At 69.0% G+C, this 20,785-nt stretch carries 16 protein-coding genes and 2 pseudogenes; 5 read left to right on the plus strand and 13 right to left on the minus strand.

Features of this window, described 5'->3' with window-relative positions:
* Positions 1-229: 229 nt before the first annotated feature.
* The 7 genes from K9S39_RS20945 to bldG all read right to left on the minus strand — a co-directional run bounded on the left by K9S39_RS20945 (position 230) and on the right by bldG (position 7,367).
* Positions 230-427: a hypothetical protein gene (locus tag K9S39_RS20945; protein WP_248864898.1), complete on the minus strand. Its 198-nt coding sequence runs from the start codon at positions 425-427 to the stop codon at positions 230-232.
* Positions 428-585: 158 nt separating this feature from the next.
* The gene (locus K9S39_RS20950; protein WP_406707982.1) at positions 586-2,145 is read right to left on the minus strand and encodes a DUF7059 domain-containing protein; all 1,560 of its coding nucleotides are present in this window, start codon (positions 2,143-2,145) and stop codon (positions 586-588) included.
* Positions 2,146-2,273: 128 nt separating this feature from the next.
* Complete coding sequence (locus K9S39_RS20955; RefSeq protein ID WP_248864900.1) at positions 2,274-2,852, minus strand: small secreted protein; 579 nt, start codon at positions 2,850-2,852, stop codon at positions 2,274-2,276.
* A gap of 218 nt (positions 2,853-3,070) precedes the next feature.
* The gene (locus K9S39_RS20960) at positions 3,071-5,494 is read right to left on the minus strand and encodes a sodium-translocating pyrophosphatase (protein WP_248864901.1); all 2,424 of its coding nucleotides are present in this window, start codon (positions 5,492-5,494) and stop codon (positions 3,071-3,073) included.
* 668 nt (positions 5,495-6,162) lie between these two features.
* Positions 6,163-6,450, minus strand: a complete 288-nt coding sequence (locus K9S39_RS20965; RefSeq protein WP_248864902.1) for a hypothetical protein — start codon at positions 6,448-6,450, stop codon at positions 6,163-6,165.
* 40 nt (positions 6,451-6,490) lie between these two features.
* Positions 6,491-6,919, minus strand: a complete 429-nt coding sequence (locus K9S39_RS20970; protein ID WP_248864903.1) for an ATP-binding protein — start codon at positions 6,917-6,919, stop codon at positions 6,491-6,493.
* Between the two features lie 106 nt (positions 6,920-7,025).
* Entirely contained in the window at positions 7,026-7,367 is a 342-nt protein-coding gene (gene bldG / locus K9S39_RS20975) for an anti-sigma factor antagonist BldG (RefSeq protein WP_004571875.1), read from the minus strand.
* Between the two features lie 80 nt (positions 7,368-7,447).
* On the opposite strand from bldG, the gene K9S39_RS20980 reads away from it, so the two are divergent.
* A complete protein-coding gene (locus tag K9S39_RS20980; protein ID WP_248864904.1) occupies positions 7,448-9,889 on the plus strand; it encodes a DEAD/DEAH box helicase in 2,442 nt (813 codons plus the stop codon).
* A gap of 381 nt (positions 9,890-10,270) precedes the next feature.
* Here K9S39_RS20980 and K9S39_RS43040 read toward each other — a convergent pair.
* The 6 genes and pseudogenes from K9S39_RS43040 to K9S39_RS21010 all read right to left on the minus strand — a co-directional run.
* Positions 10,271-10,567 (minus strand): annotated as a pseudogene (locus K9S39_RS43040) (Rv3654c family TadE-like protein); the annotation flags it as partial.
* Positions 10,518-10,841, minus strand: coding sequence for a TadE family type IV pilus minor pilin (locus K9S39_RS20990; RefSeq protein WP_319949567.1), 324 nt, complete (start codon positions 10,839-10,841; stop codon positions 10,518-10,520). The gene K9S39_RS20990 and the pseudogene K9S39_RS43040, both read right to left, overlap by 50 nt.
* Before the next feature lie 64 nt (positions 10,842-10,905).
* Positions 10,906-11,094 carry a DUF4244 domain-containing protein gene (locus K9S39_RS20995; protein WP_248864905.1) on the minus strand — a complete coding sequence of 63 codons (189 nt, stop codon included), beginning with the start codon at positions 11,092-11,094 and terminating at the stop codon, positions 10,906-10,908.
* A gap of 33 nt (positions 11,095-11,127) precedes the next feature.
* Positions 11,128-11,667, minus strand: a complete 540-nt coding sequence (locus tag K9S39_RS21000) for a type II secretion system F family protein (RefSeq protein ID WP_319949568.1) — start codon at positions 11,665-11,667, stop codon at positions 11,128-11,130.
* 274 nt (positions 11,668-11,941) lie between these two features.
* A complete protein-coding gene (locus tag K9S39_RS21005; RefSeq protein WP_248864906.1) occupies positions 11,942-12,880 on the minus strand; it encodes a type II secretion system F family protein in 939 nt (312 codons plus the stop codon).
* Positions 12,877-13,197: pseudogene (locus K9S39_RS21010) on the minus strand (ATPase, T2SS/T4P/T4SS family); the annotation flags it as partial. The gene K9S39_RS21005 and the pseudogene K9S39_RS21010, both read right to left, overlap by 4 nt.
* Before the next feature lie 52 nt (positions 13,198-13,249).
* On the opposite strand from K9S39_RS21010, the gene K9S39_RS21015 reads away from it, so the two are divergent.
* The 4 genes from K9S39_RS21015 (at position 13,250) to K9S39_RS21030 (ending at position 20,001) form a co-directional block, all read left to right on the plus strand.
* Positions 13,250-14,806 (plus strand): recombinase family protein, encoded by a 1,557-nt coding sequence (locus K9S39_RS21015; protein WP_248864908.1) that lies wholly within the window; start codon positions 13,250-13,252, stop codon positions 14,804-14,806.
* A gap of 972 nt (positions 14,807-15,778) precedes the next feature.
* Entirely contained in the window at positions 15,779-17,176 is a 1,398-nt protein-coding gene (locus K9S39_RS21020; protein WP_248864909.1) for an HK97 family phage prohead protease, read from the plus strand.
* An 810-nt stretch (positions 17,177-17,986) separates the two neighbouring features.
* A complete protein-coding gene (locus K9S39_RS21025; protein WP_248864910.1) occupies positions 17,987-18,415 on the plus strand; it encodes a hypothetical protein in 429 nt (142 codons plus the stop codon).
* 416 nt (positions 18,416-18,831) lie between these two features.
* A complete protein-coding gene (locus K9S39_RS21030; protein WP_248864911.1) occupies positions 18,832-20,001 on the plus strand; it encodes a helix-turn-helix domain-containing protein in 1,170 nt (389 codons plus the stop codon).
* Positions 20,002-20,785 lie beyond the last annotated feature (784 nt).

Genomic DNA, 20,785 nt, shown 5'->3' on the forward strand with positions numbered 1-20,785 from the left:
CGTGACGCACCGGCCACCTGCGACAGAACCGGCCATAAGCGAATGCGGCTTTTCCGTACGGCAGTTGGGAAGCGGACCGGACACCGGCCGCAGACCTGACCGAAACCGTACGGTCGGTGGTCGGCTACTCGATCCCGTCGCAGCTGTCCACTCCCGCTCGGCGGTCCGGCCACCGGCGCTGCCGGGTGCGCGCGCGCCCTACCCGGTGCTGCCACGTACGCGCCCCGCCCTACAGCGACACCAGCAGCCAGCACCCCGCGGCCAGGAACAGCACCCCGAACAGCATCGCCGCCATCGCTCCGACCGGCCGGCTGGCCCCCTCGGCGACCGGCGCGCCGGTCCGTACGGCAATGCCCGTCCACAGCAGCAGTCCGGCACCGAACAGGGCGAAGGCCGCCCCGGCGAAAGCTGCGGGTCCACTCTCCATACGGGCAGCGTGGCACCCCCGGACAGCTCCCGGGCGAACTCTGGGTGAACGGCGTCCGCTTTCCGCCTCCGCCGTTACTCCGCGCCTGCTCCCCCTTCCCCCGTCGTCCTCTTCCCCGTCTCCCCCTCGCCCGCCCTCCTCCGCCTCCCCCCTCCGGATCAGCTCCCCGGCGCCACCGGCTCCAGGAACCCCTGCTCGATCAGCAACCGGATGGCCTCCGGCGTACGGTCCCGCAGCCGGACCGGATCCTCGCCGACGAGCTGGGCGATGGCGTCCAGAATCCGCCCGGCCGGCAGCGAGCCGTCACACACCCCGGCGAAGCCCGCACCGACCGTGTCCACCTTCGTGGCCCGCCGCATTCCGCGGTTCTGACGTAGCACCACATGCTCCGGGTCCTCCGCGCCGGGCAGCCCGACCTGCTCCTGCACCACCTCGTCGGCCAGCCGGAAGTGGCCGGACAGCAGCGCCGCGTCGTCCGTCGCGCGCAGATAGTCCTGACTCTCGAAGTGCCGTGCCACGCAGTCCCCCAGCGGCTGTTCGACCGGGTGGGGCCATTCCTCGACCGTGACGGACGGGTGCTCCGCGCCGGACTTGCGCAGCGCGATCCAGCCGAAGCCGACGGCCTTGGTCTTGCGCGCCTCGAATTCGTCGAGCCAGGCGTCGTACCGCGCGGCGTACGCCGCCTCGTCGGCGCGGTGGTCGCCGGCGTCCCGCAGCCACAGCTCGGTGTACTGGGTGACGTCCTGCACCTCCCGCTGCACGATCCAGGCGTCACAGCCGCGCGGCACCCACGAGCGCAGCCGCTCGGTCCACTCCTCGCCCTCCGCATGCTCCCAATTGGCCAGCAGCTGGCAGTAGCCGTCGTCGTTGAGATGCGCGGCGGCCTGCTGGACGAGCGTCCGGCACAGGTCGTCGCCGCCCATCCCGCCGTCCCGGTACGTCAGCCGGGCCCCTTCAGCATGGCGGGGCGAGATCACGAACGGCGGGTTGGACACGATCAGGTCGAAGGTCTCCTCCCCGACCGGCTCGAACAGCGACCCCTCCCGCAGCTCAGCCGGCCGCGCCCCGGACAGCGCCAGCGTCAGCGCGGCGATCCGAAGCGCCCGGGGGTTGAGGTCGGTGGCCGTCACCTGGGTGGCGTGCTGGGCGGCGTGCAGCGCCTGGATGCCGGAGCCGGTACCGAGATCGAGCGCCCTGCCGACGGGCCGGCGGGTGGTGATCCCGGCGAGGGTCGTGGAGGCGCCGCCCACGCCGAGCACCAGCTGCGCACGCTCCGCTTCCCCGACGCCCCGGATGCCGCCCGCGCCGCCGACCGCGCAGCCCAGGTCGGAGACGATCCACCAGTCCTGGCCCTCGGGGCCTCCGTACGGGCGGACGTCCACACGGGCGCGTACGTCGTCGCCCTCCTGCACCAGCCAGCCGTCGGTGAGGCAGTCCGCCACCGGCAGCGCGGCCCGGGCCCGCCGCAGCGCCACCGGGCGCTGCAACAGAAACAGCCGCACCAGGGTCTCCAGGGAACTGTCGCCGCGGGTCGCCCGCAGCGCGGGGACCGTCTCGCTGCGGGCCAGCGCGGCATACGCCGGCGCGCCCAGCAGGTCCAGCAGGCCGTCGGCGGTGAAGGAGGCGGCCAGCAGCGCTTCGCGCAGCCGGGCGGTACGGGCGCTGCTCTCGGGATCCTGGGCATCTGCGGTGGGGAGGTGCGTACTCACGGTCCCCATTGTCGGGGCAACCACTGACAATCGGCGACGGCCCGGCGCCACGCCCCCGCTCGGGCGCGTCGCCGGGCCGTCCGCCGGGCGCCGGAAACCGGCCGGCGGCGGTTGTGGAGCGTTCTCGCTACGGCTGCCTACGACTTCTTGGGCGACGGCGCCGGGGAGACCTTCCCGCCCTGCGCCTGACAGCCCTTCTGCGCGGCCATGGCCTTGCCGACGTCGCCGGACTCCAGTTTCTTGAAGGCCGCCTCGCTCTGCTCGTTGAGCTTGTTGATGCCTTTGGAGAGTTTCCGCAGGCCGTCCGCGAACTTCAGCTTGTCCTTGGTGTCCAGCGCCTCGACCTGCTTCTTGAGGTCGGCGTATCCCCTGGACAGCGAGTTGAGTTCCCTGACCGCGTTCTTCTGGGCCTCCTCGCCGCCTTCGCTCGGCGGGGGGCCCGCCTTGTCCAGGGACTTGGCCAGCGAGGCGTAGGCGTCGGAAATCTTCTGGAAGGCGGCCGCATCGGTCTGCTGGACCTTCTTGGAGTCCGCGCTGCCGTCATCCGCCGTCTGCATGGCGGCGTTGGCGTCCTGGATCTTCTTGAACTGGGCCTGCGCGGGGTCGCAGAACCTCTTCGCCCAGTCGTTGAGCTCTTTGTTGTCGTCGCCGCAGCCCGTCAGCGCGAGGAGAAGTGCCGCACCGCCGGACAGTGCAGCCACTAGCTTCTTGTTCACCGGATTGGTCCCTTCCATGGCTCTCGGCCCCGGAACATACACGGCCAAAGGGCCTGGCCGACGAGTCGGGCATCGCGGCCGCCCCTCATTGCAGCCATTTGCACCAAGGAGCGCAGGACCACCCGAGCACACCGAGGGCGGGCGTCCGGCGCACGCAAAACGCGCCGGACGCCCGCCCGTTGACCTGCTCGGGGGCCTTTTCGCCGAAGCCGTCCCGGCTAGGACACCACCGCCGTCTCCGCCGTCTCCGCCGACTTCGCGGTCTTCTCGGTGAGCTCCCGGTTTCCGGAGTTGCCTTCGTCGCCCATGGCGATACCGCGCCTCTTGGAGATGTACACCGCACTGACGATGACACCGATCGCGAGCACCGCGACCGCGATCCGCACCCCGATGCTCTTGTCCTCGCCGTAGGAGAACTTGACCACGGCGGGCGCGATCAGCAGGGCCACCAGGTTCATGACCTTCAGCAGCGGGTTGATCGCCGGGCCCGCGGTGTCCTTGAACGGGTCGCCGACGGTGTCGCCGATGACCGTCGCGGAGTGCGCCTCGCTGCCCTTGCCGCCGTGGTGCCCGTCCTCGACGAGCTTCTTGGCGTTGTCCCACGCGCCACCGGAGTTGGCGAGGAAGACCGCCATCAGCGTGCCGGCGCCGATCGCGCCCGCCAGGAACGAGCCGAGCGCGCCCACGCCGAGCGTGAAGCCGACCGCGATCGGGGTGAGCACCGCCAGCAGTCCCGGGGTGGCCAGTTCGCGCAGCGCGTCCTTGGTGCAGATGTCGACGACGCGTCCGTACTCCGGCTTCTCGGAGTAGTCCATGATCCCGGGGTGCTCACGGAACTGCCGGCGCACCTCGAAGACCACCGCACCGGCCGACCGGGACACCGCGTTGATCGCCAGCCCGGAGAACAGGAAGACGACCGAGGCGCCGAGGACCAGACCGACCAGGTTGTTGGGCTGCGAGATGTCCAGGCTCAGCCCCATCCCGCTGGCGGCGTCGCCGACCTCCCGTACGGCCGTGGCGATCGCGTCCCGGTACGAGCCGAAGAGCGCGGCCGCCGCCAGCACCGCCGTCGCGATGGCGATGCCCTTGGTGATGGCCTTGGTGGTGTTGCCGACCGCGTCCAGGTCGGTGAGGACCTGCGCGCCGTCGCCGGTGACATCGCCGGACATCTCGGCGATGCCCTGCGCGTTGTCGGAGACCGGGCCGAAGGTGTCCATGGCCACGATCACGCCGACGGTGGTCAGCAGGCCGGTGCCGGCCAGGGCCACCGCGAACAGCGCCAGCATGATGGACGTGCCGCCCAGCAGGAACGCACCGTAGACGGCCAGGCCGATCAGCACCGCCGAGTAGACCGCCGATTCCAGGCCGATCGCGATTCCGGACAGGATGACGGTGGCCGGTCCGGTCAGCGAGGTCTTCCCGATGTCCCGTACGGGCCGCCGGTTGGTCTCGGTGAAGTAGCCGGTCAGCTGCTGGATCAGCGCGGCGAGCACGATGCCGATGGCGACCGCCACCAGTGCCAGCACCCGGGGGTCGCCGCTGTGGCCGAGGATGTCCGGGTCGGTGACGCCGGCCAGGTCCTGGTACCGGGACGGCAGGTAGCTGAACACCGCGACGGCCACCAGGATCAGCGAGATCGCCGCGGAGATGAAGAAGCCGCGGTTGATGGCGGTCATGCCGCTGCGGTCGGTGCGCCGGGGCGCGACGACGAAGATGCCGATCATCGCCGTGAGCACACCGATCGCCGGGACCATCAGCGGGAAGGCGAGTCCGGCGTTGCCGAAGGCCGCCATGCCCAGGATGAGCGCGGCGACCAGTGTCACGGCGTACGACTCGAAGAGGTCGGCAGCCATGCCGGCGCAGTCGCCGACGTTGTCGCCCACGTTGTCCGCGATGGTGGCGGCGTTGCGCGGGTCGTCCTCGGGGATGCCCTGCTCGACCTTGCCGACAAGGTCGGCGCCGACGTCCGCGGCCTTGGTGAAGATACCGCCGCCGACCCTCATGAACATCGCGATCAGCGCGGCGCCCAGACCGAAGCCCTCCAGCACCTTGGGCGCGTCGACCGCGTAGACGAGCACGACACAGGAGGCGCCGAGCAGGCCGAGCCCCACCGTGAACATCCCGACGACGCCGCCCGTACGGAAAGCGATCTTCATCGCCTTGTGCGAGACCGCCGTAAGATCCTTTTCCTTGGTATCGCCCTCGGCCGGAGTGGCTTCCCGGGCTGCGGCCGCCACACGCACATTGGCGCGTACCGCGAGCCACATGCCGATATAGCCGGTGGCCGCGGAGAAAGCGGCGCCGATCAAGAAGAAGGCGCTGCGTCCCGCACGCTGTGTCCAATCGTCCGCGGGCAGCAGCATGAGCAGGAAGAACACCACGACGGCGAATACGCCGAGGGTCCGCAACTGCCGTCCCAGATAGGCATTTGCGCCTTCCTGGATGGCGGCCGCGATCTTCTTCATACTGTCGGTTCCCTCGCCGGCCGCCAGCACTTGGCGCACCAGCACCGCCGCGACCGCCACCGCCGCCAGGGCGACGACGGCGATCATCAGCACGAGGCTGCGATTGTCGGTCGTCAGCGACGGTCCGGCCAGAAAAGAGGGGGTGTCAAGCAACTGAGGGGTGTAAGGCCCCGCCATTCGTCCTCCTTGACGTTTGGCACATGGGCGCGCGGAAGCACGCTCAGGCGTCCTGAGCAAGATGTGGACGGATTCTAGGGAGCCGCTCTAGATCAAAACAGTGCGCGACAAAGGGAATTCGCCGGTAGCCGCGAAGATCAAAAGGAAGACGCCCGTGAAATTCGCCCGGACGAAGGAATGCACCGAATTCGCTGACAGTCGCCCGACGATCTTTCTTTCGTACCGATCGCACGGTGATCGCCGCTGCTCACCGAGGCGCGCGGCGGCGTGCTTCGCCAGTGATGGGGGTGACGGCAGGGGCGGTTGGTCCCGTCCGTGGCCGCCGGACGGGACCGTACGACGCGGCGCCCGTCACCGCGGGAATCGGCTGACAGGACATCACGTCGAGTCCGGATCGCCTCGCATGACGGCTGACGCACGAGGGTGGCAGGGTGTCCTAGGGCTGCGCGGTGCCCCTCGCGCACGGAGGCCGTCCGCGCATACCGGGCAGGACGATTCCCTTGCCGCCTGAGGAGCCCTGGACGGTACGGACCCGAGTGAGGCTCATACAGAAGGCGGCGTCGGTGCCTTTCGCGGTGATGTCGTAGTGGGCGACACCGCTGTCGTCGCGGAACTCGCCGATGCGGTCTTCCGGTCCGCCTCGGCGCGGGCCGCGGCGTCGGCGGCCGTCAGGCCGACACGAACGAGCCCCTTCCGGCCGGTTTCCCGTCCGCGTTCTCGACGGCGTCCCTTATCAGCCACTCGTCCTCGTCAGCGCCCGGAAGGGCGGAGCTCTTCAGGGCGGTGGCGGCCTTGCGGACCGCCCCGCCCAGCGCATCATCGCTCCAGCGACTGCTGGACGACATCCCGTACAGGACGACGCCCGCGAAGACCAGCGTGAGCACGATCAGCGCAAGGCCGACCGGATTGCGGTGGTGGTAGACGTAACGCGTCGTCCCCCACCGGCTGCGGACCAAGACCGGCTCGTCATCGGCCCCTGACGCCGCACCGAGGGCGCTACGGAACGGCCGGAGCGGGCGCCGTGGGCCAGCTCATCCGGATCACTCCGCCGCATTCCCCGGAGGTCACCTCTACGTCGTCGACCAGCCCGCTGATGACGGCGAGACCCATCTCGTCCTCGCCCTCGGACTCTCCACCCTCCGCGCCTTCGGCGCCGGCGCCCGTCGCGGCGCCGGCGGGCACTTCGTCACCCACCTCGATCGAGAACGTCTTCTCGTCCTCGATCAACCGCACCTGGACCGGGGCCGCGATGTCATTGCTGGCGTGCAGCCCGACCGCGCGGCTGCACGCCTCGCCCACGGCGAGCCGCACCTCGTCCAGCACGGCCTCGTCCACCCCGGCGCGCCGGGCCACGGCAGCAGCGACCAGACGCGCGGTCCGAACGTGCTCGGGAAGGGCGCTGAAACGAAGTTCGACGGTGGCCATGCCATCCCCCTCGATTTGCGGACGTGCGACGCGGGGGGCCGGACGGCTACGTCCGGGACCCCCCACTACTTCCTCCCCGCGCCGGGGCGCGGGCACCTGGAAACCGTCAGTCGGTCGCGGCGACGGCTTCGTCGACCGAGGTGTGGATCGGGAACACCTTGGTCAGACCGGTGATACGGAAGATCTTGAGAATGCGCTCCTGGTTGCAGACCAGGCGCAGCGAGCCCTCATGGGCACGCACCCGCTTGAGTCCGCCGACCAGCACGCCGAGCCCAGTGGAGTCGAGGAAGTCAACACGTTCCATGTCCACCACGAGGTGGTAGCTTCCGTCGTTCACAAGCTCGACCAGCTGCTCCCGCAGCTTGGGCGCGGTGTATACATCAATCTCGCCACCGACCTCGACGACCGTACGGTCGCCAACGGTCCGGGTCGACAAGGACAGGTCCACGGATCCTCCAGCACCTTGCTATCGAGCGGTCGCCCCCCTGGGGCCTCCCCACCGTAGGTAGGGGCGGATCGGCAGCCGCGATGGCATTCAATCACTTACGAGCAGGCGTGCACGACGCCTTGCCAGCATTGTCCGTCACTCCGGTGACACACTCGGTGCCGATGGCCTCCAATCGACTCCCGCCGGATGCGGGCGCCGGCCCGCCCCCAGGCATGATCCTCGACCGCCTGACCCGGGGCGCGGCCCGCGCTGCGCGCATCACTCATACGGAGCACTTGCCCCCGCGGTTCGGCAGCCATGCCGACTGGCCCGAAGAGATCCGGCCGGAAGTGATCGACGCCATTCGTTCGGCCGGAATCGATCGGCCCTGGGCTCACCAGGCACGGACGTCCGAACACGCGCTGCGCGGCGCGTCGGTCGTCGTCGCCACCGGCACCGCCTCGGGCAAGTCGCTGGCGTATCTCGCACCGGTCCTCTCCACGCTCCTCGACGGCTCCGAGGCGCCGAACGGGCGGGGAACCACGGCCCTTTATCTGGCCCCGAGCAAAGCGCTGGCGGCCGATCAGCGGCGCGCCGTACGCGAGCTGGCCGGGCCACTCGGCACGGCCGTCCGGCCCGCGGTCTACGACGGTGACACCCCCGTCGAGGAACGCGAATGGGTCCGCCAGTACGCCAACTACGTGCTGACCAACCCCGACATGCTGCACCGCGGCATCCTCCCGGGGCACCCTCGCTGGTCCTCCTTCCTGCGCGCGCTGCGCTATGTCGTGATCGACGAGTGCCACTCCTATCGCGGGGTGTTCGGCTCCCATGTCGCGCAGGTCATCCGCCGGCTGCGCCGCGTCTGCGCCCGCTACGGCTCCGAGCCGGCCTTTCTGCTCGCCTCCGCCACCGCCGCGGAACCGGCGCAGGCGGCCACCCGGCTCACCGGCCTGCCCGTGGTGGAGATCACAGAGGACACCTCGCCCCGGGGCGAGGTGGTCTTCGCGCTCTGGGAGCCGCCGCTGACCGAACTGCACGGTGAGCAGGGCGCCCCCGTCCGCCGCACCGCCACCGCCGAGACCGCCGATCTCCTCACCGACCTCGCCGTCCAGGGCGTCCGCAGCGTCGCCTTCGTACGCTCCCGGCGCGGTGCCGAACTGATCGCCCTGATCGCCCAGGAGCGGCTCGCGGAGGTGGACCGCTCGCTGCCCTCGCGGATCGCCGCGTACCGCGGTGGCTATCTGCCCGAGGAACGCCGTGCCCTGGAACGCGCCCTGCACAGCGGGGATCTGCTCGGCCTGGCCGCCACCACCGCGCTCGAACTGGGCGTGGACGTCTCCGGCCTCGACGCGGTGCTCATCGCCGGCTATCCGGGCACCCGCGCGTCGCTGTGGCAGCAGGCGGGGCGGGCGGGACGCGCCGGGCAGGGCGCCCTCGCCGTTCTCGTGGCCCGCGACGATCCGCTGGACACCTATCTCGTGCACCACCCCGAGGCGCTCTTCGACCAGCCCGTCGAGTCCACGGTCCTGGACCCCGACAATCCCTATGTCCTCGCCCCGCACCTGTGCGCGGCGGCCGCCGAACTCCCGCTCGCTGAAGCCGACTTCCGGCTCTTCGGCCCCGCGACGGCCGGGCTGCTGCCGCAGCTGGAGTCCGCGAGTCTGCTGCGCCGGCGCGCCACCGCCTGGCACTGGACGCGGCGCGAGCGGGCCGCCGATCTCACCGACATCCGCGGCCAGGGCGGCTCGCCGGTGCAGATCGTCGAGGAGGGCACCGGTCGGCTGCTGGGCACCGTGGACGCCGGCGCCGCGCACACCACCGTCCACGAAGGCGCCGTCCACCTCCACCAGGGCCGTACCTATCTCGTCCGTCGCCTCGACCTGGAGGACGATGTCGCCCTCGTCGAGGAGGCCAACCCGCCCTACTCCACGACCGCGCGCGACACCACCGCCGTCTCCATCCTCGAAACCGACACCGAGGTCCCCTGGGGCGACGCCCGGCTGTGCTTCGGCTCCGTCGAGGTCACCAATCAGGTCGTCTCCTTTCTGCGCCGCAAGCTGATCACCGGCGAGGTCCTGGGCGAGACCAAGCTGGACCTGCCGCCGCGGACGCTGCGCACCCGCGCGGTGTGGTGGACCGTCACCGAGGACCAACTCGACGCCGCCCGGGTGCATCCCCGGCAGCTGGGCGGGGCGCTGCACGCCGCCGAGCACGCCTCCATCGGCATGCTGCCGCTCTTCGCCACCTGCGACCGCTGGGACATCGGCGGCGTCTCCGTCCCCCTCCATCCGGACACCCTGCTGCCGACGGTCTTCGTCTACGACGGCCATCCCGGCGGCGCGGGTTTCGCCGAACGTGCCTTCCACACGGCTGTCGAGTGGCTGACCGCCACCCGTGAGGCGATCGCCTCCTGTGAGTGCGACGCCGGATGCCCGTCCTGCATCCAGTCCCCCAAGTGCGGCAACGGCAATGACCCGCTCCACAAGCGGGGCGCGATCCGCCTTCTGGGAGAGCTGCTGCGCGGGGTTCCGAAGGGGTAGCGGGGCGGGCTTCCGGTGGTGGGGCGGGGTGCCGCTCCGCGAGCGGCGGGACGGCCTGGCGGACGCCGTGGCGCCGCGCGGCCGCGTGACCGCCGTCCGCCTGTTGGCCGCCGCCCGCGAGATGGCCGCCGTCCGCGAGATGGTGGCGGTCTGCCTCTCGGCCGCCTCCGCGTCGGCCGGGCGAGTCGCCGGCCTCCTGGTGCGGACCGGCCGTGCGATCGCCGTCCCGGCACTGTCCGGGCTCGTTAGCGCCGCCCCGGCTCCGTCCGGCCGCGCCACCGCTGTCCCGGCGCCGCGCGGTCGCCCCCGTACGGGCGTCGCCGGCCCGGCCCGAGCCCGTACCCGGGACGTGAACGGGCTGCGGCCGGCCTCTGCGGAGACGTCGGCGACCGGCCCCGTCAGGGCACAGCGCACCAGGCGGGTGTGCTGGGCGGCCGCCACCCGCCGCGCCGCCGCGCACGCCGCCGCCGGGCCTTGGAGGGCGCGATCCGCGGCGGCCAGCGCCGCCAGGTCCGCGGCGCCGCCCGCCCGGTGCCGCACCGTGACGGCCTGGCCGACGCCGATCAGCGCCATGAAGACCGCGCACAGCGCCGCCGCCGCGAACACCGTCCACACCGTCGCCGAACCCTCATCGCCCCACCGTCTCCTCCGCAAGAGCCACCGCCTCCCCACTGACACGGGCCGTCAGCCGGCCCACACCGGGCAGTTCGGCCGCGACCCGTACGCGCACCACCTCGCCCTCCCTCGTCAGTGCCACCCGCGCGCCCGGTGGAGCCGCGGCGCGCGCCACCTGGAGCACCGCCGACCGTGGTTCCGACCGGGCCGCCGCCCGTGCGGCGGCCCGTGCCGCGTCCACACACTCGATCCGGGCGCAGACCGCCATCAGGCCCCAGACGAGCGCCGCGACGACCACCACCAGCACCGGCATCACCACAGCCGTCTCGGCTGTCACGGAGCCCGCGTCACGCACGAACCGCCCGGCGGCGGGGCCACCGGGGCGGCCCCTGCCCGCACTCTCAGACCTGGACATCGAGCGCCCGTTGGAGCACCGATCGCAGCATCCCCTGGACCGCTCCACTCGTCACGATCTTGTAGAGCACGGCCGCCAAAGCACATGCGGCAAGCGTCGTCATGGCGTATTCCGCCGTCGCCATGCCCCGGTCCGGCCGCGCCGTACGCAGCTCCGTCCACCACCGTCGAAACATCGCCATCCCCCTTGAACTCGCCCCATCGACAGGTCAGTTACGTCCCAGCAGCCCGCTCGCCAGGCCGATCAGCACCGGCGCCACCCCGAGCGTCAGAAACGCCGGCAGAAAGCACGCGGACAGCGGCAGGGTGACCAGCACCCCCGCCCGCCGGGCCCGCGCGGCCGCCGCCCGGCCCCACTCGGCCCGGAGCTCCGCGGCGATACGCGACACCGGCTCGACGGCCGGCACCCCGGATATCCCGGCGCGCGCCATGCACCGGGCCAGCCCTTCGGCTCCGGGAAGGGCCGCCAACCGCGCCCACACGACGTCCGGTTCGCCACCCAGGCGCAGTTCCGCCGCCACATGGCGCAGCCGCTCGGCAACGGTCCCGTCGAGCGACCGGCCCACCGCCTCGGCCGCCTCCCGCGGCCCGGCCCCCGCCGCAAGACAGGCCGCCAGCAGATCGCCGGCCGGCGCGAGCTCCGTACGCACCACGGCGCGCTCCAGCTTCCGTTTCTCCGCGGCCCGTTGCCGTACCAGCCACTTGTGCGCCCCGGAGCCCACGGCGAGCCCCGCCGCTACGCCGGCCACGCCTCCCACGAGGACGGCCACAAAGGCCGCCGCCCCGAGCGGCCCCGCCCACCGCCTCAGCGCATCGGCCCGACGACCGCCGTCCGTTGCGGTGCGTGCCCTGTCGCGCCACCCGGGCAGCGTGTTTCGACGCGCCGGCCGGGGCGCGCCCAGAATGGCGGGCACCCGTTTCCGTACAGCCCGGCCGCGGCGGGCCCGCCTCGCCCATGCGCCCGTCCACAGCGCACCCAGTACGGCCGAAACGGCCGTCCCCACCCTGTGGACAACTTCCGGGTCAGCACCTGGATTCACCGCACTCCCCTCCCCCTCTCACAGCTGCTGATGCCTTTCTGCGCGCATCCGGATCGCGCCCCACCGCCGGCATCGCATCGGCGATGATCCGGGCGGTCCAGGCCACCCCGCCCCACTCCAGTAGCCCGCCGATCACCAGGCAGCCCCAGCCGGCCGGAGTGTGCAGCAGGACCCGCAGCGGGTCCGCGCCGAGCGCGCTGCCCATCAGCAGCCCGCACACCGGCAGCAGCGCGAGCATCAGCGCGGTGGCCCGGGGGCCCGCCAACTGGGCGCGCAGCTCCTCCCGTTGATCACGCCGCGCGCGGAGCCCGGACGCGATCCGCTCCAGCCCGGCGGCCAGTCCGCCGCCGCCTTCCACCGCGACCTGCCAGCACGCCGCCATGCCCGTCAGCCCTTCGGAGCCCGGCAGCCGCGCCGCCGCACGCAGCGCCCGGGGTACGTCCCCTCCGTAGCGCGCGGCCGCCCAGACCGCCGAGCCTGCCGCCCCGAGGCCCGGCGTCTCCATGGCGAGCAGAGCCTGAGCCGGCTGCCGCCCCGCGCGCAGTTCGCCCGCCACTCCCGCGCAGAGACCGATCACTTCGCCGGTCCGCCGGTCCCGTTCACGCTCCGCCCCGCGCGCCGCCAGCCGGCGACGGACGACGAACAGTGCCGCCACCGAGGCGAGTAAGGGCACCACCGACCCGCCCAACACGCCGACCCCGACCCCCACCGGCAGGCACCAGACCTCCTGCCCGATACGCCCCCGGCACGCGCGGCGCGCGAGCCGCCGCCCCGTCATCACCCAGCCCGCCCGTGGGCCCGCCCCCTCGGCGAGGAGCGCCCGAGCCCGGCGCGCCGTGCCGTCCCGCCCACCGCCGGCCAACCAGCCGGCGGCCCCCGCGCAGAACACCGCACCCCCATCCCAGATCAACGCGACCGTCATGGCAGCTCGCCCCCGCCCCGTGCGCACAGCCGCATCAACCGCCCCCAGCCGCGCGCCTCCTGGAAGCCGTCCGGGCGCCAGATCGCCGCCGGAACGGTGATCACGAACCCGTCGCGGTCCCGCTCCAGGACATGGACCTCGGCGATCCGGCGCCGGCCGTGCCGGTCCCGTACGAGATGCAGGACCACCGAGACGGCCGCGGCCAGCTGGCTGTGCAGCGCGGCGCGGTCCAGGCCGGCGGTCGAGCCGAGCGCCTCCAGCCGGGCGGGGACATCGCAGGCGGCATTGGCATGGACCGTGCCGCAGCCCCCCGGGTGCCTTCCCTAACCCTCCATGGGCTCAGGGAACCGCTGCGCTCTAGGGACCTCCATGCAACAGCCCACCTGCGTGATCTACGACCGCCTGTCCCGTCTCTTCGCCGAGGAAGCCCCCGACCACCGCATTGCCGCGTGCCATGCGTACGCCGAACAGCGCGGCTGGAAGGTGGTGCACGTCGCCACCGACACGAACGTCAGCGGAGCAAGCAAGCTCGAAGACCGGCCCGGTATGCGGGAAGTACTTTCTTGGCTTCCGCGTGTTGACTACGTCATTGCCGCGAAGCTGGACCGGTACGCGCGAAGCGTCATGGAGTTTCAGCGGCTTCTCGACGCTGCAAAATCCACCCGCACGACGGTCATCACAGCAGACGGCGTTGTAAGCCCGGAAAACGCAAGCATAATCATCAACGTTCTTGCCGCATTCGCTGAATACGAGCGGGACATGATTACGGCGCGCATCACGGACAGCAAGAAGCATTTCCGTTCGCGCGGCAACCACCTGGGCGGACTTGCGCCCTACGGATACGCGGTTACCGGTCCAGTGAACGACAAGCGTTGGACTCTCGACGAAACCGCCGCAGCTGTCATCCGAGAATGCGCGGACAAGCTCATAAATCACGGCGCGACATTGACCGGGCTTGCTCGTGAGCTGAACGAGCGCGAAATTCTCCCTCCGGCGGAGCACGCAAGGCAGCGGGACGGACGCAAGTTGCGTGGCGGAAAATGGCATACCACGACGCTGCGGGACGTGCTTTATACGCCTGCCGTTCGCGGATGGCTGGTGCAGTCCGTTCCTGGCAAGAAGCGCGGAGCAGTCCATAACCAACCCGTCCTTGACGCAGAAGGACGGCCGGTATCCGCCGGACCCGAAATCCTCAACGGCGAAACCTGGGCAGCAGTACGCGCAATACTTGATGGCAGGTCAAAGGGGCGCGGAGCAGAGCGCAGCGGTAAGGCCCTACTCCTTCACGTGGCACTGTGCTCCGAGTGCAACGGACCCATGTACCGGCAGCGTCGTGAGGTCAAAGGCAAGGACTACAGCACGTACGTATGCCGCGCCGGGGTCGGCAAGCGGGGAATTCACCGCCCGAACGTCGTCACTGCGCACTACCTAGACGAACTCGTTTCCGCTGACTACTTGAAGCGGTTCGGCGCATTCGCGCTCATGCGCTGGATGGAGCCTGACGGCAGCGCGGTGCTGCAACTCTCCGAAGTGACAACGCAGATTGAGCGCCTTGCCGGAAACCTGGCACAGCTAGACCCGAACGGAACGGCGGCGCGCGTGGCCATCGCGCAACTCACGGCACTAGAAAACCGGCAGGCTGAATTGCGTGCGGAAGCTGACCACTCCGAAGGCCGCTGGGTGGACGCTGGCGGCACCGTGGCGGACGAGTGGCAGCGACGCACCGAAGAGGGACGACGGGCCTTGTTGGCGGATCTAGGGGCGCGGGTTGTGGTCCGCCCGGCAACCCCCGGCGCGCCACGACGATTCGACTCGTCACGGGTGTCGGTTGATTTCGAAGGCCCGGCATGGTTCCGCAGTGATCCTGCGGCAGCAGAACTTGCCGCCACCGCTACTGGAGAGCGTGAACACCAGCAGGCGGCGTAAACCCGCCTGAGCGCCCCTTACGGCCCGTCGCCGGGAAATTCCCCCAGCGGCGGGCCGTTCGCGTGCCTGCAGGCCACACAGAGGCGGGGGCAGCCCTCACGCTCCCCCCTTCAGGGAGGACTCAGCGTCGGAGATGAGAGCCAACGTCATTTGTTACGTATCCCAAGTGTCATGTACCTACTTTTCTAAAAGTACGTGAGAAATACACAAGATTTCAGAAGACGTGGTACTCACCACACCCGTTTTCATAACACCCGCCATGGAGGGAAACCGTGGGCTACTACACATGGGAGAGCGGCAGTCGCCGCACGCACTGCGTGCGCTGCGATCGCCTCCTAAGCGGACGGCAAGAGATGGTCTGCTCGCCTGCCTGTCGTCAAGCCCTCAAGAGGGCAGCCAGGCTCACCAATGGACAACGACGGGGAAGAGACTGCCCCCGCTGCAATGATCTATTCGATCCGGTGAACCAGCATCAAACGATCTGCGAGGGGTGCGCCGCCGAGGAACGTCAAGCGGCCGACGCTGCAAGGTGGGATGCAGTCTGCGGACTCGATGGGTGCGATGACAACGCCGGTTGGCTCGGCGACGGCAGACCGCGCAAATACTGCTCTCCTGCACACAGACAGAAGGCTTACCGTCTTCGCAAGCGCGCTTACGGCTGAATTTCAGGCAACCCTTGCGCTCCAGTAAAGGTTGACGGGGTGCGCGGGGTGTGACCGGTGGTCGTTGAGATTCCATCTCCGACCCCGGTTACCCGCTCTCCCTCATGCGCCTGACGGGGCGCACGAACGACCAAGCCCGGATCTCTCGCCGGACAACTGCCGTCACAGTTGCGCGAGAGGTCCGGGCTTTTCGCATGTCTAGACCACCGACTCACGTGAGTCGGTGATCATGAATCCCATTCCCATTGGGGGTCCCTTGCATAGCGCCACCGAAACTCGCGCGCTCGCACGCGCACTGTCAGCCCGAAGTGTGGGCGAGACGCTTACGATTCGCGGATATGGAATCGTCTTTAATTCCCCGTCTACTCCGCTGGGCAATCCGCCTTTCGTTGAACAGATCAGCCCCGCTGCCTGGTCCCCGGAAAATGACGAGACAGACGTTATTTGCACGTTCGACCACGACACGAAGAATTACCTAGGTCGCCGTTCAGCCGGAACACTCCGGTTGGGTGCAGACCAGACCGGTATTTGGTTTGAATGCGACCTCCCGGATACGGCGGCAGGGCGCGATGTGTTCGCGCTGGTTCAGCGTGGCGATATTTCCGGCTGCTCGTTCACGTTCAGGGCTGACGATGACGAATGGTCGAAAACGGCGGATGGAACGCCCCTACGTACCGTCACGCGAATGCGCGTGCTCGAACTGGGGCCGGTCCTCAATCCTGCCTATCCCGATACCACTGTTGCCGTGCGTTCCATGCAGAGCGCCGGAATCACCCCTGCAACTGCGAGCACCGAAGAGAGCGATTCCATGAACGGCATTTACCCGTCCGGCGTTACTGGCGTTGTCACTGACGACGAAGCCAATCGTTCCCGTGATGAGATCAAGGTACTTGGCCGGTCGCTCTCCGAGGTGCGTGAAAAGGATTGGATCGACGCGGAGGGCTCGGCGTATGCGCCGGAAATCCTCTCTGCTGCCGGGAAGGGCTCCAAGCTGATCACTAAGGTTGCCGTCTTCCCGTTCAATCGGCAGCGCGGCTATGTGTCGATCGCGCCGAAGGTGACGGCCGTTCTCCAGCCGAGAAATGAGGCGGCTATATTCATTGAGAACGAAGTCACGGCCCCCGATTTTCGCGCGGTAAAGGTATCCGCCATGGTGAGCGTCGATAAGGACACGCTGGCCGACGTACCGCCCACTGAGGCGGCTATTAACACCAGCCTCGCCGCTGCGATCGGCCAGCGGATCGATAACACGCTAATCAATGGTGGCACTGACGGAGACGTTACGGTTTCCGGAATGCTCGCTGACGGCACGGCCACCACCGTTACAGCTATCGGTTTCGATGAGATTACGGACGCTATTGCCCGCGTTCGGGATTCGGGCGGTGAGGCCACGGCTGTTATGGGTTGCCCAAGCGCTATTGCCGCGATCCTCAAGAGGGTGGATAGCAGCAAGCTGGACAAGATTCCTGAGCTAATTGCTATCCCGGACCTTGCCGACGGCACGGTTGGTCTTCCCGCTGGCACGGTCCTTGTCGCTGACCTTGATTCTGTTGCCGTGGCAATGCGCAAGAACCTTGAAATCTATAAGACGGAATATGCGCCGGAAGCGTTCGAGCGGGACCGCGCTTTCATTGCGGGGCGCTCGCGAATCGGGTCCGTCGTGCTTGCCGATCCCGCACGCGTCCAGGTGCTCAAGGTCGGCGCGTAATGCCCTGCCGGTGCACGACTTGTCGTCGAATAATCAAGGAGCAAGCCGAAGCACGCAGAGAACGGGAATCACAATTCTTGGAAAGCGTGCGCAGTAAGGCGACGGCTGCCGGTTTCCCCGGACTCCTACCCTGTCTCATCGGCGAGTGCCGCAACGGTGACAGTCTCCGATATCACCCCCCGGAACAGGTAGACATTATTGACCCCGCGTTGGTTCGCGAGCGGTGCGGCGTGATCATTCCGGCCGCCAAGAAGTCGGGCCTGTCCCTTGCCTGCAAGGGATGCCAGAGTGCACTTCACTGGGCGGGGGTGTTTCTCGTTGATTAGCGACCGAACTCGTCAGCGGCTAATCCGATGGGCGGCCGTCGTCAAGCCCGTACCTGCTGAGCGTGAGCCCCTGCTAGTCGAGACCGCAGCGCGAATGGCTGAGATCGGACGGCGCGGCATTCATCTGCGGTGCGATTGCTGCGACGGCAACGGGCCTGCGTCGGCGTTGGTGTTGGCGTGGTCGCTGCCTATCCGTTCGGGAGGGAAACGCGAGCGCCACAACATCCGTATGTCGTGCGTCGGTTGCTGGCGAGAGACCGGAAGGAACGACGGCCTGAGCGTTCCTCACGGTGCTGCCATCGCTCGCAAGACCGTTCCGCGTGAGGCAGACACAATCATCTGTCTTTGATGCGTCGGGGAGGGCGGGGCGCGTGAGAAGTCGAAGCGGCTTGGTCAATCCCGATCCCGGCCCAAGCAAAAACGCTGCGTCCGTAACGAACACGCCCGTCGGCGTTGTTCGTCTTACCCGAATGGAGGTTCAGCCGTGAAGGTACTCGCCTGTCAGCACAAGCCGTGTGGCAAGCGGTTTCCGAAGAACGCCGATGCGCGGCAGCGGTATTGCGATAGCCGTTGCCGTGTCGCTGCGTCACGGGCTCGCCGGGCTTCGGCGCGGAATGGCGGGCTTGCCCCCGTAAAGCCCCTGAGCGCCCCTGAGGGCAGCGCGGAACGACTCGATGACGTACGGGCGCTCTGGGATGCGCTGATCCGTCAGGTAGCCGCTGACGGCCTCATGGTCATCGGTGCCAGCGGGCTCCCCGTCGCTCATCCGGCGCTCAGGTACTTCTCTGCGCTGCACTCCGCAATGCGTGACCTTGAGAACGGCACTGCATCCGGCAGCGAGGAAAGTGTGCTGGAACAGATGCAACGGCTTGCCCAACAGGCGCTTGACGAGTACGACCCGGAGGACTTTTGATGCCCGATCGGCACTCTGTAAGCGATCAACTAGGCGCGCTTGCTTGTCGGTTGGGTGACGCCGATGACCCGCCGACGCATCCCCTATGGGGGCCGTTCGCCGCCCTCTTCACGGCGGAGATCGGGCGTGTTCCGCACCCTACCGACTTGTACGCCTGCATGGTCTGCCCGTGCCACTTCTGACGCTGCCCCCGTTCCTGCCGACCCCTAGCGAGAACGGGGGCTTTCTGCGTGCTCCGGGTGCCTTCGATTCGAAGGGTTGCACGGTGCCGGCTCAGGGGCTGAACAGGTCAGGCCCCCCTGTCATTGCTGGGCAGTCACACCCCTTCGATTCCTAGGTCCCCCGCCTAGCCTTCGCTGGGCGGGTGCGGGGCCTTTGGCGTGTTCCGAACGGGTTGTCGGGCGTACGCTCGACCCATGAGTACTGCGGGGCAGAGGGTCAAGGAAGTCCGCAAGCGTCGCGGACTGTCTCAGCGTGAGTTGGCGGATGCGTCGGGGGTCTCGCTCTCGACCATTCGGAAGCTCGAACAGGGCGAACGGGCGACGGCACGCCTGGAGACGCTGCGCAAGCTCGCGCACGCGCTGAGGGTGCCAACCATGAGGCTCGCCGGGGAGCCGAACCCGGAGGATGCCAGTGCGGAGACGGTAGACCGCTGGACGGCCGTCCGTGAGGCTCTGGAACGTCCGCCGCTCGCTCCGGGCCTGGACGACGAACCGCCGACCGTCAGCGGCGTACGGGCAGCCCTGCGCGAGACGGAGCCCCTGTTTTCCGGGGATCAGTTCGCCGCCCTGTCCGTGATGCTGCCGCCCCTGCTGCGAGACGCCGAAGCGCTCGGCCCCGAAGGGCGACGCGTCCGCGTTCGGCTCTTGCAACTCGCTGGATGGCTCATGGTTCAGACGCGTCAGTTCAAGGCCGCTGAGACGGCCCTAGAGCGCGCCCTAGACGATGCCGCAGACCGGCTAGAGGGTGCGGCCACGGTCAACACCCTGTGCTGGCTGCTGCTGCGCCAGGGAGAGCTAGGTAAGGCATACGACCTGGCCGTCAAGTGGGCGGACGAGACCGAGCCACGCATGTCCCGCGCAACGCCTACTGAGCTGAGTACGTGGGGCTGGATGCTCTTGCGCGTGTCTGCTGCTGCTGTGCGGAACTCTCAGCCGGGTGAAGCCGAGGACGCGTTGAAGTTCGCGACAGCAGCAGCCGTTGCCCTGGGCCGTGAGCACGCGCCGGAGAACGACTTCCTGCGCACCTTCGGACCGACCACGGTCAAGCTGAAGGCCGCCGAGAATGCTGGAGTGATCGACCGGCCGGACATGGTTCTGAGGCTCGCCGAGCGCATCCCGTTCTCAGGGCTCAAGCCCACGTCGAACAACCGCAACCGTCACTTGCTGGACGTGGCCGACGCGTACGTGAAGACAGGCGACTACGCCGAGTCGTTCGGCAAGTTGCAGCAGATCAACGCCGATAGTCCCGAGTGGCTGCCGAACCAGCGTTATGCCCGAGACATCCTTGGCCGGGTGATCAGCGGGCGAAGGACGTTGACGGTGGAGATGCGGACCATGGCCAACGTGGTGGGGCTGCCGCTGTAGCGATGTGGCACTTCCCGCTGATGGCTACCCAAAGTGCCACAGACAAGCGGTCGTTGGACTTCCAAGGTGGTTGCACCGGACCACCGAGGGGACGCCGACGATGGCTAAGAGATCAGACGCAGACCGACAGCGCAGACGGGACCTTGCCGACGCAGCGTCGGGGATGGAGCGCGCTTGGGTCCCCAACCCTGGCGTGCTGGTCAAGGACACCCATCGGGGGCAGGTGGGTACAGCCGTGGGCTGGGACGGTCCCACGGGCACGGTGACGCTCGCCCCGCTGGACGGCGACGGCGAGCCGTGGGAAACGACCGAGTACAAGCCCCCGAACGAAGTTGACCGGCTATGGGCTCGCATGAGCAGGGTCAAGGCTGGCAAGCAATGACCGCCCCCGCGAGGATCCAGAGACGCCCTGCGCCCCCGTTACCGCCCCCACGGCTCGTGCGCCTCATAGACGACCCGGAAGGGCCGTACGCGAACTCTGAGCCCGGTTGGTGGACGGAGTACGGCGGAGCGTGCGACCCCGTGTCGGGCGTCGTCTATATCCCCCAGGGAAACCCAACGCCACCGTGCCGCATCCCCGGATGCCACCGGCACAGCAAGTGATCCGCTTCCGGCGCTGGGTGCTGCGCGCGTTCATGATCAGTGCAACTCTCCTGACGTACGCGCTAGTTGCCTACGTGATCACCGCTCTTAACCCATAGACGCCCGCCCGGTCGCACGCCCCCTCATTCCCATGAAGCGGAGTCGGCCGGGCGGGGCCATCACCCGCCCCTCTCGCGGTCAC

This window comes from Streptomyces halobius (genome assembly GCF_023277745.1).
GTDB lineage: Bacteria > Actinomycetota > Actinomycetes > Streptomycetales > Streptomycetaceae > Streptomyces > Streptomyces halobius.